This window comes from Nonomuraea sp. B5E05 (assembly GCF_039880665.1).
Classification (GTDB): Bacteria; Actinomycetota; Actinomycetes; order Streptosporangiales; family Streptosporangiaceae; genus Nonomuraea.
The window spans coordinates 174,505-188,354 of sequence record NZ_JBDPMJ010000014.1; the positions used below are offsets into that span (position 1 = coordinate 174,505).

A 13,850-nucleotide genomic window follows, 5' to 3' on the forward strand; every position below is an offset into this window, starting at 1 on the left:
GGACCCCCGCAGGCCGGATCGTACGCCCGGCAGGCCTCAGCCCTTCACCGAGCCGGCGAAGCTGAACGAGCCGGCCAGATACTTGTTCACCGCCACGTAGAGGATCACCGCCGGGGCCGTGTAGAGGATGGAGAACGCGGCCAGCTGGCCGTAGGCGACCTGCCCGTACTGGGAGAAGAAGGTATAGATGGTCACCGCGGCCGGCTGCTTCTCCGGTGTGTCCATCAGCACGAACGGGGCGAAGAAGTTGCCCCACTGCCCGACGAACACGAAGATCGCCACCACCGCGATGCCCGGCGCCATGAGCGGGCCCACCACGGCCGTCAGCGACCGCACCCAGCCGGCGCCGTCCACCCATGCCGCCTCCTCCAGGCTCACCGGAACCCCGTCCATGAAGTTCTTCATCATCCAGATCGAGAACGGCAGCGAGCTGGCCGTCAGGAACAACACCATCGCCGGCACGGAGCCGTACAGGTTGAAGCGGAAGAACATCGCGTAGACCGGCACCAGGACCGCCGTCATCGGCAGGCCGGTGGTGAACAGCAGCGTCAGCATGAAGTGCCGGCGGTAGCGGAGCTGGTAGCGGGAGAGCGGGTAGGCGGCCAGGCCGGCCACGAGCACCGTCAGGATCGCCGTGGACCCCGAGATCACGATGGAGTTGATCAGCGGGAGGATCAGCGTCTCCCACGTCAGCACCGCCGTGAAGTTGTCCAGCGAGAAGGTCAGGGTCGGCTGCGCGGCGAGGGTCGCCTCCGGCTGGACCGAGGAGATCACCACCCACAGGAACGGGCCGAGGAAGGCCAGGCAGATGATGAGGAGCGACAGGCCCGCCGCTGCGCGGGCCGCGAGCCTGGTCACGCGTCCTCCACTTTGATCAGGCGCAGGTAGATCAGCGAGAACAGGGCGCCGATCACCAGCATGACGAGGGCGATCGCGGAGCCGTAGCCGATCTCGAAGTAGCGGAACGCCTGCTCGTACATGTAGAGCGGCGTGGTCTGGCTGGCCGTGCCCGGCCCGCCGCCGGTGAGGGCGTAGATGAGGCCGAAGCTCGCCAGGGTCTGCAGGGTGATCAGCATGAGGTTGGCCATGATGGATCTGCGGATCAGAGGCAGGGTGATGTGCAGCAGGCGGCGGCCCGGGCCCGCTCCGTCCACGGCGGCGGCCTCCACCAGGTCCTTCGGCACCTCGGAGAGGGCGGCCGAGTACACCAGCATGGAGAACGCGGTGCCGCGCCAGACGTTGGCCAGGATCACCGCCAGCATCGGGGCCGTGTAGAGCCACTCCTGGGAGATGCCGAGCACCGAGTTGAGCGTGCCCTCCTCGGCCAGGAACGAGAACCAGCAGGCCGCCGCCACCACCTCGGGCACCACCCAGGCGGCGATGACGACGCCGTTGACGACGCTGCGCGTCACCCGGCCGCGCCCGCGCTGGAGCAGGGCGATGATCAGCCCCAGGGTGTTCTGGCCGATGACGGCCGACCCGATCACGAAGACGAACGTGAGGACGAACGAGTTGATGAAGTTCGGGTCGTTGAAGAGCCTGGTGAAGTTGGCCACGCCGACGAACTCGGAGTTGACCGAGGCCGAGCCGGTGAGCGTCTCGTTGGTGAAGGCGACGTAGACGCTCCACAGGATGGGGCCGGCGAGGAAGAGCGCCAGCAGGACGACGGCCGGCCCCAGAGGGAGCAGCCAGCGCAGCACCCCGCGCCGCGACGAGCCGCTGGGGGGCGGGCTCGTCACGGGCGGGGCCGGCGCTGTGGCGACCGTCATTTGGCCAGCACCTTGTCGGGGCCGCCCACGGCGGTGGGCAGCGCCTTCGCGTAGGTGGCGGTGGCCTCCTCAGGAGTCTGCGCCCCCGTGGTGACGGACTCCAGGGCCTCCTGGATCTGGGCCGACACCTTCGGGTACTCCTCGAACGCCGGCCGGTAGTGGGTCACCGAGGCCAGGTCGGTGAAGAACTTCACGCTCGGGTTGTCGCCCGTGTACTTCGGGTCGGCCGCGACGTCCTTGCGGGGGGCCAGGTCGCCAGAGCCCAGCGCGTACGTCAGCGAGTTCTCCTTGTTGGTGGCCACCGCGATGAAGTCCCACGCCTCCTGCTTGTTCTTGGCGTAGGAGCTCATCGCCATCACCCAGCCGCCCGACATGCTGACCGCGCCCGGCTCCTCGCCGTTCTGCGTCGGCATGGCCGTCCAGCCCATCTTGTCCTTCCACTCCGCCCACGGCTTGGTGCTGGTCGGCTTCCACGCCGAGGCGGTCCACGCACCGTCGAGCGCGATGCCCAGCTTGGCGTTGGGGAACCACTCGTAGTTCACCTTGTCGGCCAGCTTGGCGTTGTGCGCGTCGGCCTGCTTGGGCCCGAGCTCCTCGCGGTAGATGGTGTTGACGAACGTCAGCGCGTCGGTGAACTGCTTGCCGCCGGCCACCCACTTCTTCTGCGCCTCGTCGTAGAGGGTGCCGCCGGGGGTGCCGTACAGGAGCATCTCGAAGCCCTGCATGGTCGACGCCTCGCCGTGGATCTTCGTCGAGTACATGGTGAAGGGCAGAACGCCGGGCAGCTTCTGCTTGATCGTGCGGGCGGCCGTCAGGACGTCGTTCCAGGTCTTCGGCTCCCACGGGACGGGCAGGCCGGCCTTGGCGAAGACGTCCTTGTGGTACCAGAGGCCGCGCGTGTCGGTGCTGATCGGGACGCCGTAGATCTTGCCGTCGCCACCCTTGGCGGCCTGCTTGACCGAGTCGGGGAACTGCTCGCTCCAGTCGGGCCACTTGGCCAGGTAGTCGTCCAGGGGGGCCAGCTTGCCCGCCGCGACGTCGGCGTTCACCTGGAACGTGTCGTGCAGGTAGACGTCGGGAGCCGAGTCAGGAGAGCGGTTGAGCAGGGCCAGCTTGGTGTAGTAGGCCTCGTTGTTGCCCTGGACGGGCGTGAGTTTGATGGTGACGCCGGAGTGAGCGGCTTCGTACTGCTTCTTGGCGTCCGTGAGCATCTTCTCCAGATGCGGCCACGTCGGCTCGACCTTGTAGAGGACCTCGAGTTCCTTGCTGCCGGAGGCGTTCTGCTCGGTGTCGGCGCCACAGCCGGCCACAGCTGTCAGCAGCAGGAGGGAACCGGCCAGCGTACGTCTCATCACGGGCTCCCGGTGGTTCTTGGGTTGCCAGGGAAGTTTCCTTGGGGTTGCCGAGAAGCTAAATCCATTTGATTTACAAAGTCAACAGTCTGTGTGATATTGGCGACATGCAGCTGGGCACGAACCTGCCCAAGGTGGGGAGCTACAACCGGGCCGTGGTGCTGGAGGCGATCCAGGCCTCCGACGGGATCAGCCGCGTCCAGATCGCGGCCCGCACCAGGTTGACCGCGCAGACCGTGTCGGTGATCGTCCGTCGGTTGCTGGAGGAGGGGCTGGTCATCGAGGACGGCTCCGCACCGTCCAACGGGGGCAAGCCGCGTACGATCCTGCGGGTCGACCCGGGCGCCGGCTACGCCATCGGCGTGCACTTCGATCCCGGGGAGATCTCCTGCGTGCTCGCCGACCTGGCCGGGCGGCCGGTCGCGCGGCTGCGCCTGCCGGTGCGGCCGGGGCACAAGCCGGACGCCGTGGTGCGGCAGATGGCCAGGGCCGCACGGCGCATCCTCAGGGAGGCGGGGGTCGCCGACGGCAAGGTGCTGGGCGTGGGCCTGGCCTGCCCAGGGCCGCTGGACGGCGACGGCGTGATGGTGTCGCCGCCGCGCCTGCCCGGCTGGGACCAGATGCCGATCAAGAGCCTGCTGGAGGAGCACACCCGTTTTCCCGTCACCGTCGACAACGACGCGACCGCCGCGGCGATCGGGGAGCGGTGGGCCGGGACCGCGCGGGCCACGCCGAGCTTCGCCTACCTCTACCTGGGGACGGGCATCGGGGGCGGGATCTTCCTCGACAACCAGGTCTATCGCGGGCGGTCGCTGAACGCCGCCGAGTTCGGCCACATGACGGTCGAACCGGACGGCCCCGAGTGTTACTGCGGCAACAGGGGATGCGTCGAGGCCGTCTGCTGCCCGAGCGCCATCGAGGCGGCGCTGGGCGACGGGTCCGACCACGCCGCCATCTGCGCGGCGGCCGCGCGCGGCGAGCCCGAGGCCCGCGCCGTGATCGAACGCGTGGCCGGGAGGCTGGCCGACGCCGCCGTGAGCGTGGTGAACATGCTCGACATCGACCTGCTCGTGCTCGGCGGGCCCGCGCTCAGGGAGGTGGGCGGGATCTACCGCGAGGTGGTCGCGGCGGCCGTGTCGAGCAGGTCGCTGGCCAGGCGGCTGCACGCGGTCCAGGTGGAGACCTCGCCGATCGCGGCGGACGCCGCCGCGATCGGCGCGGCCTCGCTGGTCTTCCACGCCACGTACGCGCCCCGCCTGGGGGCGCTGCTCAGCGGCTGAGCGGGCCGCCCGGCCCTCGCCGGGCGGCCCTGACCTGATCACGCGGCCTGATCACGCCCGCTTGAATCGCAAGGTCACCAGCTCGAACGGGCGCAGCGTCAGCGGCACCGGGCCGTCGTGGCGCCGCGGCTCGGCCGTGGGACGCTCCAGCAGGTCCGTCTCGACCACCTGCGCCACCGGGAAGCCCGGCGTCAGCGTGGCCCGCGCCCGGCCGCCCCTCGACTCGTGGAAGCGCACGATCACGTCGCCGCTCTCGTCGTCGGCGAGCTTGACGGCGCTCACCACCACCGCGTCGTCGTCCACCGTCACCAGCGGCGCCACCTCGGCGTCGCCGGGCACGCGGCGCTCGGGCAGGTTGACGACGTAGCCCTCGCGGACCGCGTCGCCGATCGTGGCGCCCGGCACGAGCGCGTGGCGGAAGCGGTGCACCCCCTGGTCGGTCTCCGGGTCGGGGAAACGGGGGGCGCGCAGCAGCGAGACGCGTACGGTCGTGGTCGTGCCCGCGTCACCGGCGGTGCGGGTGACGTCGTGGCCGTAGGTCGAGTCGTTGACCAGCGCGACGCCCCAGCCCGGCTCCTCCACGTGCACGAAGCGGTGGTTGCAGGCCTCGAACTTGGCCGCCTCCCAGCTGGTGTTGGTGTGCGTGGCACGGAAGACGTGGCCGTACTGGCTCTCGGAGGCGTACCGGTCGGCGTGCACGTCCAGCGGGAAGGCCAGCTTCAGGAACTTCTCCGTCTCGTGCCAGTCGACCTCGGTGTCGATGTCGAGCCGCCGGCCGGACAGCGTGAACACCTGCGTCACGCTCGACGAGCCGAAGGAGCGGCGGACACGGACCGAGCCGTCCACCAGGCTCACCTCGTCGGCCTCGGTCAGGTCGGTGCCCGTGTTGCGGTAGAACTCGTCGACGTCCCAGGCGTCCCACTTGTTGGGGAAGTCGGGGTGCACCTGCAGCAGCCCGGCCACCTGGCCCGGGGCGACCGTCTCCCGGTCGGCGGCCACGTCGTGGACCGACACGATCAGGCCGCGGGCGTCGATCTCCACCCTCAGCAGGCCGTTGTCCAGAACGTGACCCCCGCCGTCGCGGTCACCCGCGGAGGTCCGCACGCCGGCCTCCGGACGTGCCGCGCCGCCTGCGGGGACGCCGCGGCGGGCGTGCGGGGCGCCGTTGAAGACGAGCGTGCCGCCGGAGGCGTCGCCGGCCAGCGCGCGCTGCGCGGTGTCGATGACGGCGTTCAGCTCCTCCGCCACCAGCTCGTACGTCCTGCGCGCCTCCCGGTGCACCCACGCGATCGACGAGCCGGGCAGGATGTCGTGGAACTGGTGCAGCAGCACCGTCTTCCAGATCCGGTCGAGCCGCGCGTACGGGTAGGGCGCCCCGGCGCGCACGGCCGCGGTCGCCGCCCAGAGCTCGGCCTCCCGCAGCAGGTGCTCGCTGCGGCGGTTGCCCTGCTTCGTCTTGGCCTGGCTGGTCAGGGTCGCCCGGTGCAGCTCCAGGTAGAGCTCGCCGGCCCAGACCGGCGGGTGGGGATATTCCGCCTCCGCCTTGGCGAAGAAGTCGGCGGGCGTCTCCCACGTGACGGCGGGTGAGCCCTCCAGGTCGCGTACCCGGGCGGCCTTGGCGACCATCTCGCGCGTCGTGCCGCCGCCTCCGTCGCCCCAGCCGGTCGGCGCGAGCGAGTGGCGGGCGATGCCCTTGTCCTTGAAGTTGCGGGCCGCGTGGGCCAGCTCGCCGCCCGTCATCGAGCAGTTGTAGGTGTCGACGGGCGGGAAGTGCGTGAAGATCCTTGTGCCGTCGAGGCCCTCCCACAGGAACGTGTGGTGCGGGAACGTGTTCGTCTGGCTCCACGAGATCTTCTGCGTGAGCAGCCGCTTCGACCCGGCCGCCTTGATGATCTGCGGCAGCCCGGCCGCGAAGCCGAACGTGTCGGGCAGCCACACCTCCTCGTTGTCGACGCCGAACTGGTCGATGAAGAAACGTTTGCCGTGCACGAACTGCCGGGCCATCGCCTCCGAACCGGGCATGTTCGTGTCGGACTCCACCCACATGCCGCCCGCCGGGACGAACCGGCCGGAGGCCACCGCCTTGGTCACCTTCGACCAGACCTCGGGCCGGTGCTCCTTGATCCACGCCCACTGCTGCGCCTGGGACATGGCGAACACGAAGTCCGGCTCGTCCTCCAGCAGCGCCGTCATGTTGGACGCGGTGCGGGCCACCTTGCGCACGGTCTCGCGCAGCGGCCACAACCAGGCCGAGTCGATGTGGGCGTGGCCGACGGCGCTGACGCGGTGCGCCGACGGCACGGCGGGGGCCGACAGCACGCCGGTCAGTTCGGCCCTGGCGGCGGCGGCCGTGCCGTTGACGTCCTGGAGGTCCACGGCGTCCAGCGCCCGGTTGACGGCCCGCAGCACCTCGTAGCGGCGGGCGCCGTCGACGGGCAGCTCGTGCATCAGCTCGCCGAGCACCTCAAGGTCCATCACGAGCTGCCACACGGTCTCGTCGAAGACGGCCAGGTCCATGCGGGTCAGCCGGTAGAGGGGGTCGCTCCCGGCCGTCTCCTTGTCGCCGAGCCGGGTCGGCTGGAACGGGTGGCGGCCGAGGATGACGGGGTTGGAGGCGGCCTCGACGTGCAGGCGCACCTGCTCGCCGCCCTTGACGGGGGCGCCGACGCGGACCCACTGGTTGCGCGGGTTGAGCCCCTTCACCGGTGTGCCGTCGGCGAGGTAGACCAGACCCTCGCACTGGAAACCGGGCATGTCCTCGTCGAAGCCCAGGTCGAGCAGGGCTTCGACGGTCCGGCCCGCCCACCGCTCCGGCACCGTGCCGGTGACGGTGAACCAGCTCGTGCCCCACGGCGCGCCCCACGCGTCGCCCACCGCGATCGGCTCAGGCGTCGCGGCCAGCCCCTCGGCGACCGGTACGGGCTCGTCCGGCGCATGCCAGACGGCCACCTCCAGCGGCACCGACTCGGGATAAAGGGCGGGGCGGATCCGCTCGTTCAGCACACGCTTCAGGCGGGCTTCGACCAGGTCGCGGTCGTCGTGCATCAGGGACTCCTAACACAAAAAGGGGGATTGTCAGCCTTTGATGGCGCCTTCCTCCACGCCCTTGAAGAAGAAGCGCTGGAGTGCCGCGAAGACGATCACGATCGGCAGGAAGGAGATCATCGTGCCTGTCGCGATCAGCCGCGGGTTGGCGCTGAACGTGCCGTTCGAATACTGCAGGCCGACCGTGAGAGTGTAGTTGGCGGGGTCGGTCAGGACGATGAGCGGCCACAGGAAGTCGTCCCAGGCTCCGATGAACGCGAAGATCGTGACCACGCTGAGCATGCCGCGCACGTTCGGCAGGCCGATGTGGCGCAGCCGCTGCCACGCCGTCGCCCCGTCGATGATCGCCGCTTCGTCCATCTCCCGGGGGATCGCCTGAAACGCTGTACGCATCAACAGCACGTTAAGCATCCCGATCGCGCCCGGCAACGCCACCCGGAGCAGGGTGTCGGCCAGACCGAGCGAGCGGACGGCCCGAGCGCCGCGCGGAGATCGCGCCGGGCAGCGCCTTCCACGCCGCGTGGGTGCGGCTGCGCCAGGACGGGCCGCTGGCCATCGTCACCGCCGCCCGCGCCGGCGACGGGCGACCACACCCAGCCGCCCGCGTCCATGAGTTCGAAGCTTGGGTCACCCGACCCCCGGCCGCATCCGCGGACAGCGTGAGGATGCGCCCAGGGGGTGGCGGATCCACGACAAGTCGGGATCTGGCCACGCCAACTTCATAGACAACGCCAGCTCAGGGCCGCTAGGAAGTCGGGTATTCGTGCTTACCGATTTCTGGAGGTCGTTCATGCTGCATGGGTTAGGGCGCGCGAGACAAGGGCGGTGGCGGCGCGGGACGGTCATGGCCGCCACGGCCGCCATGACCGCCGCGCTGCTGTCGGCCCCTGGCGCGCACGCGACCGCCGCGCCGCCCGTGGAGTTCACGAGCGACGCTGCGCGCGACGAGATCACGCTGGTCACCGGTGATCGCGTACGCGTGCGCGCCGTGGACGGCGAGCACAGGACCGTGGCGGTCACGCCCGCGCCCCGGGCGGACGGCTCGGTGCCGACGTTCCAGGTGCTGGAGTCAGGCGGAGAGCTGAGCGTCATCCCCGACGACGTCGCCGCCCTGGTGCCCGAGCGGCTCGACAGCGCGCTGTTCAACGTGACGGCGCTGGCCGAGCAGGGGTACGACGACGCCATCCCGCTGATCTTCACCTACGCGGGGAACGCCCCCAAGGCCGCGGTGCCGTCCGTGAAGCAGGTCCGCACGCTGGAGAGCATCGGCGGGACGGGTGTGTCGGTGGCCGAGCGGGACGCGGCGGCGTTCGGGGCCGAGCTGGCCAAGCTTGACGGCCCGGGCGCCCGCGCCGCCGGGCCGCTGGCGGGCGTGTCGAAGATCTGGCTCGACCGCAAGGTGAAGCCGGTCCTGGAGCACAGCGTGCCGCAGATCGGCGCGCCCGAGGCCTGGGCCGCCGGGTACGACGGCGCCGGCACCACCGTCGCCGTGCTCGACACCGGTGTGGACGCCGCGCACCCCGACCTCGCAGGCAAGGTCTCCGGTCAGCGGGACTTCACCGGCGAGAACGTCACGGGCGACCCGCACGGCCACGGAACCCACGTCGCGAGCACGATCGCGGGCGCCGGCACGGACGGCGGGGGCAAGGGCGTGGCGCCCGGCGCCAGGCTGCTGAACGGCCGGGTCCTGGGCGGCGACGGCTTCGGCCAGCTGTCGTGGATCATCGACGGCATGGAGTGGGCGGCGGGCGAGCAGCGCGCCGAGATCGTCAACATGAGCCTGGGCAGCCCGGAGCCGGGCGGCCCGCTGACCGCCGCGGTCTCCCGGCTGACCGAGCAGTACGGGACGTTGTTCGTGGTGGCCGCGGGCAACGACGGCTGCGACTCGTGCGTGGGCACCCCCGGCGACGCCGCCGAGGCGCTGACCGTCGGGGCGGTCGACCGCGAGGACCGGCTGGCCGACTTCTCCAGCAAGGGCCCGATCGTCGCCGACCAGGCCGTCAAGCCGGACGTGACCGCGCCGGGCGTGGAGATCTCCGCCGCAAAGCCCGGCGGCGGCCACGCCGCGATGTCCGGCACCTCCATGGCCACCCCGCACGTCGCGGGCGCGGCGGCGCTGCTGCGGCAGGCCCGCCCCGGTGTCACGGGAGGCGAGCTGAAGTCGCTGCTCATGGCCACCGCCAGGCCGGGCCAGGACATCCCCGTCGACGCGCAGGGCGCGGGCAGGATCGACGTGGCCGCCGCCCTGAAGAACCCGGTCGCGGTCTCGGCGGGCTCGGTCAACTTCGGCAGGCTCGCCCCCGGCGAGGAGAAGAGCCTCACCGTCACCTACCACAACCTCGGGCAGCAGCCCGCGGAGCTGGACCTGTCGAGCGGCGGCGCGTTCGCCGTCGAGCCGGCCGGGCTCACCGTGCCCGCGTCGGGGACGGCCGAGGCCACGGTCACGCTCAAGGCGGACAAGACGGGCCTCGTGCGCCAGGAGCTGACGGCCGCCGTCGCGGGCGGCGCACCCGTGCGCACGCTGCTGACCGCCGAGGTCGAGGAGAAGCGCGTCGAGCTGCGCGTACGCGGCATCGCCAGGGACGGCCGCCCGGGCCGCGGCGGCTTCACCGTGCTCGACCTGGACGAGGGCACCCTGGTCGGCCGCGTGCTTCCCGGCGAGCCCGCGCAGCCGTGCACCGAGCAGAAGTACGGCAAGGGCACGTGCCTGCTCGTCAAGCCCGGCACGTACTCGGTGCTCGGCCACATCTTCACCATGCCGGCCACCCAGGACAGCACCGCCAAGGGCACGCCGCTCAACGAGAGCCTGCTCGGCGACCCCGAGATGACGATCACCGAGGACACCGAGGTGGTGCTGGACGCCCGCAAGGCCGTAGAGGTCGAGGTCGAGACGCCCGACCACAGGACCAAGCGGAACACCGGCTCGGCCGCCGCGCTGCGGTGGTACCGGGCGGGGGAGCAGGGCAGCGCGCTGCGCGGCGGCACCCACATCGCGCCCGGCGGCCAGGTCGAGGAGCGGCTGTTCGTCCAGCCCACCAAGAAGGTCACCAAGGGCACGTTCGCCGTCTCCACCCGGTGGCGGCTGACGGCTCCCGAGATCACCCTCACCACTCCCGGGCTCGAACTGGAGCCCCAGTACGTGGACCCGGTTCAGTTCAGCGACTTCGCCACCGAATATCCGCGTCTGGACGGCACCCGGCTGCTCATGGCGGCCGACGCGGGACGAGGCGGCCCCGGCGAGATCAAGGCCCGCGACCTGCGCGGCAAACTCGCCGTCATCCGCCGCACCCCCGGAGTCCCGGTCTCCACGCAGTCCAACGCGGCCGCGGCGGCCGGGGCGAGGATGGTGGCCGTCTACAGCGACCAGCCGGGCCACGACGTCACCACCGGCGGCAACGGTGTCAAGCTCGCCGTCCCGACCGTGCGGCTGACGCACGAGGAAGGGCTGAAGCTCGTCGAGCGGCTGCGCCGGCTGCCGGTGCCGATCGTGGCCAAGGGCATCGTCGCCAGCCCGTACGTCTACGACCTGTTCCTTCAGGAGAAGGGTCAGGTGCGCGACAAGCCGCGGTACGTGGTCAGGTCGAGGTCGCTGGCGAGGATCGAGACGGACTTCCACACCCAGCTCGCCGACGACGTGACGGTGAACGAGGCCAGGTTCGTCTTCCAGCCCTGGGACACCACGTCGGTCTCCACGAACCATCCGATGGCCAAGGCGCCGCGCACCAGGACCGACTACGTCACCCCCGGGCCCGACCTGCGCTGGACAACGTCGGCCGGCGTTCCCGAGCGGCACTACAACACCATGTGGCCGCACCCGGACACGCCGCGCATCGCGCTGTCCTCGCCGGACTTCCGCCCGTACGAGGCGGGCGAGCGGGTCGGACGCTCGGTGTTCAAGCAGCCGCTGCTGCCGGGCGTCAACCCGCGCAACCCCGTGCGCAGGGAGGGCGACAAGCTGCGCGTGTCCATGCAGGGCTTCGTGGACGCCGCCCGCAACTACGGCGACACCTACACCAGCAAGTTCGAGCACGGCATGACGACCGACTTCAGGCTCTACCAGGGCGACACGCTCCTGTGGCAGACGAACTACCTGCCGTCGGGCTCGGGCACGCTCTCCCCGGAGAAGGCTGGCTACCGGATCGAGTACGACCTGGCCAACGAGGCCGGCTGGGCGAAGTTGTCCACCCGTACCAAGGGGGTGTGGACCTTCGCCTCCGAGCGGGCCGCGGAAACGGCGGTGATCCCGCTGCTGCTGGCCACGTTCGACGCGCCGGTCGACCTGAAGAACCGGGCCGGGTCGCGCAAGCTGGGCCTGTCCCTCTACCACCAGGAGGGCGCGGAGCAGAGCGCGATCAAGGACGTCTCGCTGGAGGTGTCGTACGACGACGGAGCCACGTGGAAGACCGTCCGCCTGCGGGACAAGGGCGAGCGGAGGTATGAGACGACCGTCGGCCGGTCGCCGTCCGGGTTCGTCTCGCTGCGGCTGAACGCCTCCGACGTCAACGGCAACACCCTGGCGCAGGAGGTGATTCGCGCCTACGCCACCCGCTGAGCGTCCCGCGCGAGGGTGCTCGCGCGCCGAAATGAGGGGGGAGGGCCTCGCACGGCCCTCCCCCCTCACGCGTCGCCGGGGCTCACGTCGCCTGCCGCCCGAAGCTCGTTCGCCGGGCGACAGGCGACGTGCTCACGTGACGGGCCGGAGCGTGGGCGGCGCGTCCGTGCGCTTGGTGTGCCGTGCGCGGAAGACCTGCCTGCGGCCGCCCGCGGTGAAGGCGGCACGCGCGACGATGCGGCCGCGGCGCTTGGCGGGCAGCGGGAAGCCGACCGTGATCGCCGTGCCCGGCTCCAGCCGCGCCACCCGGTGCGCCCGCCGCTTGCGTGGCCCGTCGAGTCCCAGCTCGACCCCGCGCCACGGGCGGGACGACCCGTTGTGCAGGGTCACGATGACCTGGTCGTCCGTGAGCTGCGTGCGCAGCCCGTACGGGATGCGTGGGTCGGGCCCGATGGACGCGTCGAGGGTGGCCAGCAGCTCGGCGGTCAGCTCGGGACGGTCCGCCGCCAGGTCGAGCTTCTCGCCGGGGTCGGCGGACAGGTCGTAGAGCTCGACCCGGCCCTCGGGCCCGGCTCCGGCGATGTTCGGGGAGAACCGGACGACCTTCCACCGGCCGCGCCGGATGGCCTGGGCCTTGCGCGGCCGGTTCCACACCAGGTGGTCGTGCTCGGGCGCGTCGCCGCCGGTGAGCAGGCCGCGGAACGACCGCCCGTCGAGGTGGGCGGGCACCGGCACCTCCGCCAGGTCCGCCAGCGTCGGCAGCACGTCCCAGAACGCGACCGGCTGCCGCTCGACGCGGTGGCGTAACCCGGGCGACCAGGCGATCAGCGGCACGCGGATGCCGCCTTCGTACACGTCGCGCTTGTCGGCGCGGTACGGGCCGTTGGAGTTGAACAGCCGGGGCGTCACGCCCTTCTCACGGTGGGGGCCGTTGTCGCTGGTGAACAGCACGAGCGTGCGCTCGGCGACGCCCGCGTCCCGCAGCGCCCGCAGCAGGGCGGCGACGTCGGTGTCGAGCCGTGTCACCTGTGCGGCGTGGCGGCGGTTCGCATCGCTCCACGGCTCCTTCTCGTAGACGCCCGTGTCGCCGGGGATGGCGCTGGGCGCGTGCGGCAGGTTGCTGGCGTAGTAGAGCAGGAACGGGTCGTCGTCGCCCTTGGCGATGAACTCGGTCGCCTTCTCGCGGAACAGGTGCGGCGCGTACGACCGGCCGGGGATGGACACCCTCCTGTCGTTGTGCCACAGGTAGGACGGGAAGTAGTGGTGGGCGTGCCGGTGGGTGATGTAGCCGAAGAACTCGTCGAAACCGCGCACGTTCGGATGGGAGGCCTGCTGGGGCTGCTCCGGGCCGAAGCCCCACTTGCCGATGCAGGCCGTCCGGTAGCCGGACAGGCGCAGCAGCTCGGCGAAGGTGAGGTCGGCGTCGGTGAGCGAGTGTTGCGGCCCGCCTTCGGGGTTGTCGCGCACGGTGCCGTGGCCGGCGTGCAGCCCGGTGAGCAACGCGCAGCGTGCCGGCGCGCACAGCGGCGCCCCCGAGTACGCCGTCGCGAACCGCACGCCCTCGGCGGCCATCCGGTCCAGGTTGGGCGTGTGGATCTTGCGCTGTCCCTGGCTGCCGATCTCACCCCATCCGAGGTCGTCGGCCAGGACGAGCAGGATGTTCGGCCGTGAGGGGAGGCGGCCGCGGACGGCTGCCGCGCCTGCCGCCGAGGGGGCCAGGGAGGCCGCTGAGGGCGCCGCGAGGCCGGCGAGAGTTCCGGCGAACAAGGTGCGGCGGGAAAGCCCGTTGATCACGAAGGGCAACATATCGGAGGTTGCGGGGAACAGCGGGCAAATCACCGGCGAACTCTGT

At 71.3% G+C, this 13,850-nt stretch carries 8 protein-coding genes; 2 read left to right on the plus strand and 6 right to left on the minus strand.

Annotated features, from left to right (window positions below; translation table 11 throughout):
- Positions 1 to 36: 36 nt before the first annotated feature.
- Genes ABGB01_RS25760 through ABGB01_RS25770 form a run of 3 tightly spaced genes read right to left on the minus strand, consistent with a single transcriptional unit; the run spans position 37 to position 3,121 of the window.
- Entirely contained in the window at positions 37 to 858 is an 822-nt protein-coding gene (locus tag ABGB01_RS25760) for a carbohydrate ABC transporter permease (protein WP_347776106.1), read from the minus strand.
- Positions 855 to 1,769 (minus strand): sugar ABC transporter permease, encoded by a 915-nt coding sequence (locus ABGB01_RS25765; protein WP_347776107.1) that lies wholly within the window; start codon positions 1,767 to 1,769, stop codon positions 855 to 857. The genes ABGB01_RS25760 and ABGB01_RS25765 overlap by 4 nt, the downstream gene beginning before the upstream one ends.
- Positions 1,766 to 3,121, minus strand: coding sequence for an extracellular solute-binding protein (locus tag ABGB01_RS25770; RefSeq protein ID WP_347776108.1), 1,356 nt, complete (start codon positions 3,119 to 3,121; stop codon positions 1,766 to 1,768). The genes ABGB01_RS25765 and ABGB01_RS25770 overlap by 4 nt, the downstream gene beginning before the upstream one ends.
- A gap of 107 nt (positions 3,122 to 3,228) precedes the next feature.
- On the opposite strand from ABGB01_RS25770, the gene ABGB01_RS25775 reads away from it, so the two are divergent.
- Positions 3,229 to 4,401 (plus strand): ROK family transcriptional regulator, encoded by a 1,173-nt coding sequence (locus ABGB01_RS25775; protein WP_347776109.1) that lies wholly within the window; start codon positions 3,229 to 3,231, stop codon positions 4,399 to 4,401.
- Positions 4,402 to 4,452: 51 nt separating this feature from the next.
- On the opposite strand, the gene ABGB01_RS25780 is transcribed toward ABGB01_RS25775, so the two are convergent.
- The gene (locus ABGB01_RS25780; protein WP_347776110.1) at positions 4,453 to 7,446 is read right to left on the minus strand and encodes a glycoside hydrolase family 38 C-terminal domain-containing protein; all 2,994 of its coding nucleotides are present in this window, start codon (positions 7,444 to 7,446) and stop codon (positions 4,453 to 4,455) included.
- Between the two features lie 30 nt (positions 7,447 to 7,476).
- Positions 7,477 to 7,881 (minus strand): carbohydrate ABC transporter permease, encoded by a 405-nt coding sequence (locus tag ABGB01_RS25785; RefSeq protein WP_347776111.1) that lies wholly within the window; start codon positions 7,879 to 7,881, stop codon positions 7,477 to 7,479.
- A 355-nt stretch (positions 7,882 to 8,236) separates the two neighbouring features.
- Here ABGB01_RS25785 and ABGB01_RS25790 point away from each other — a divergent pair, with 355 nt between their 5' ends.
- Entirely contained in the window at positions 8,237 to 11,998 is a 3,762-nt protein-coding gene (locus ABGB01_RS25790) for a S8 family serine peptidase (RefSeq protein ID WP_347776112.1), read from the plus strand.
- Positions 11,999 to 12,130: 132 nt separating this feature from the next.
- On the opposite strand, the gene ABGB01_RS25795 is transcribed toward ABGB01_RS25790, so the two are convergent.
- On the minus strand, positions 12,131 to 13,792 hold the full coding sequence (locus ABGB01_RS25795; protein ID WP_347776113.1) for an arylsulfatase: 1,662 nt from the start codon (positions 13,790 to 13,792) through the stop codon (positions 12,131 to 12,133).
- Between the last annotated feature and the right edge of the window lie 58 nt (positions 13,793 to 13,850).

Coding starts and splice junctions, on each gene's coding strand:
- ABGB01_RS25765 (WP_347776107.1), bottom strand. CDS start 1,769: ATGACGGTCGCCACAGCGCCGGCCCCGCCCGTGACGAGCCCGCCCCCC.
- ABGB01_RS25770 (WP_347776108.1), bottom strand. CDS start 3,121: ATGAGACGTACGCTGGCCGGTTCCCTCCTGCTGCTGACAGCTGTGGCC.
- ABGB01_RS25775 (WP_347776109.1), top strand. CDS start 3,229: ATGCAGCTGGGCACGAACCTGCCCAAGGTGGGGAGCTACAACCGGGCC.
- ABGB01_RS25780 (WP_347776110.1), bottom strand. CDS start 7,446: ATGCACGACGACCGCGACCTGGTCGAAGCCCGCCTGAAGCGTGTGCTG.
- ABGB01_RS25790 (WP_347776112.1), top strand. CDS start 8,237: ATGCTGCATGGGTTAGGGCGCGCGAGACAAGGGCGGTGGCGGCGCGGG.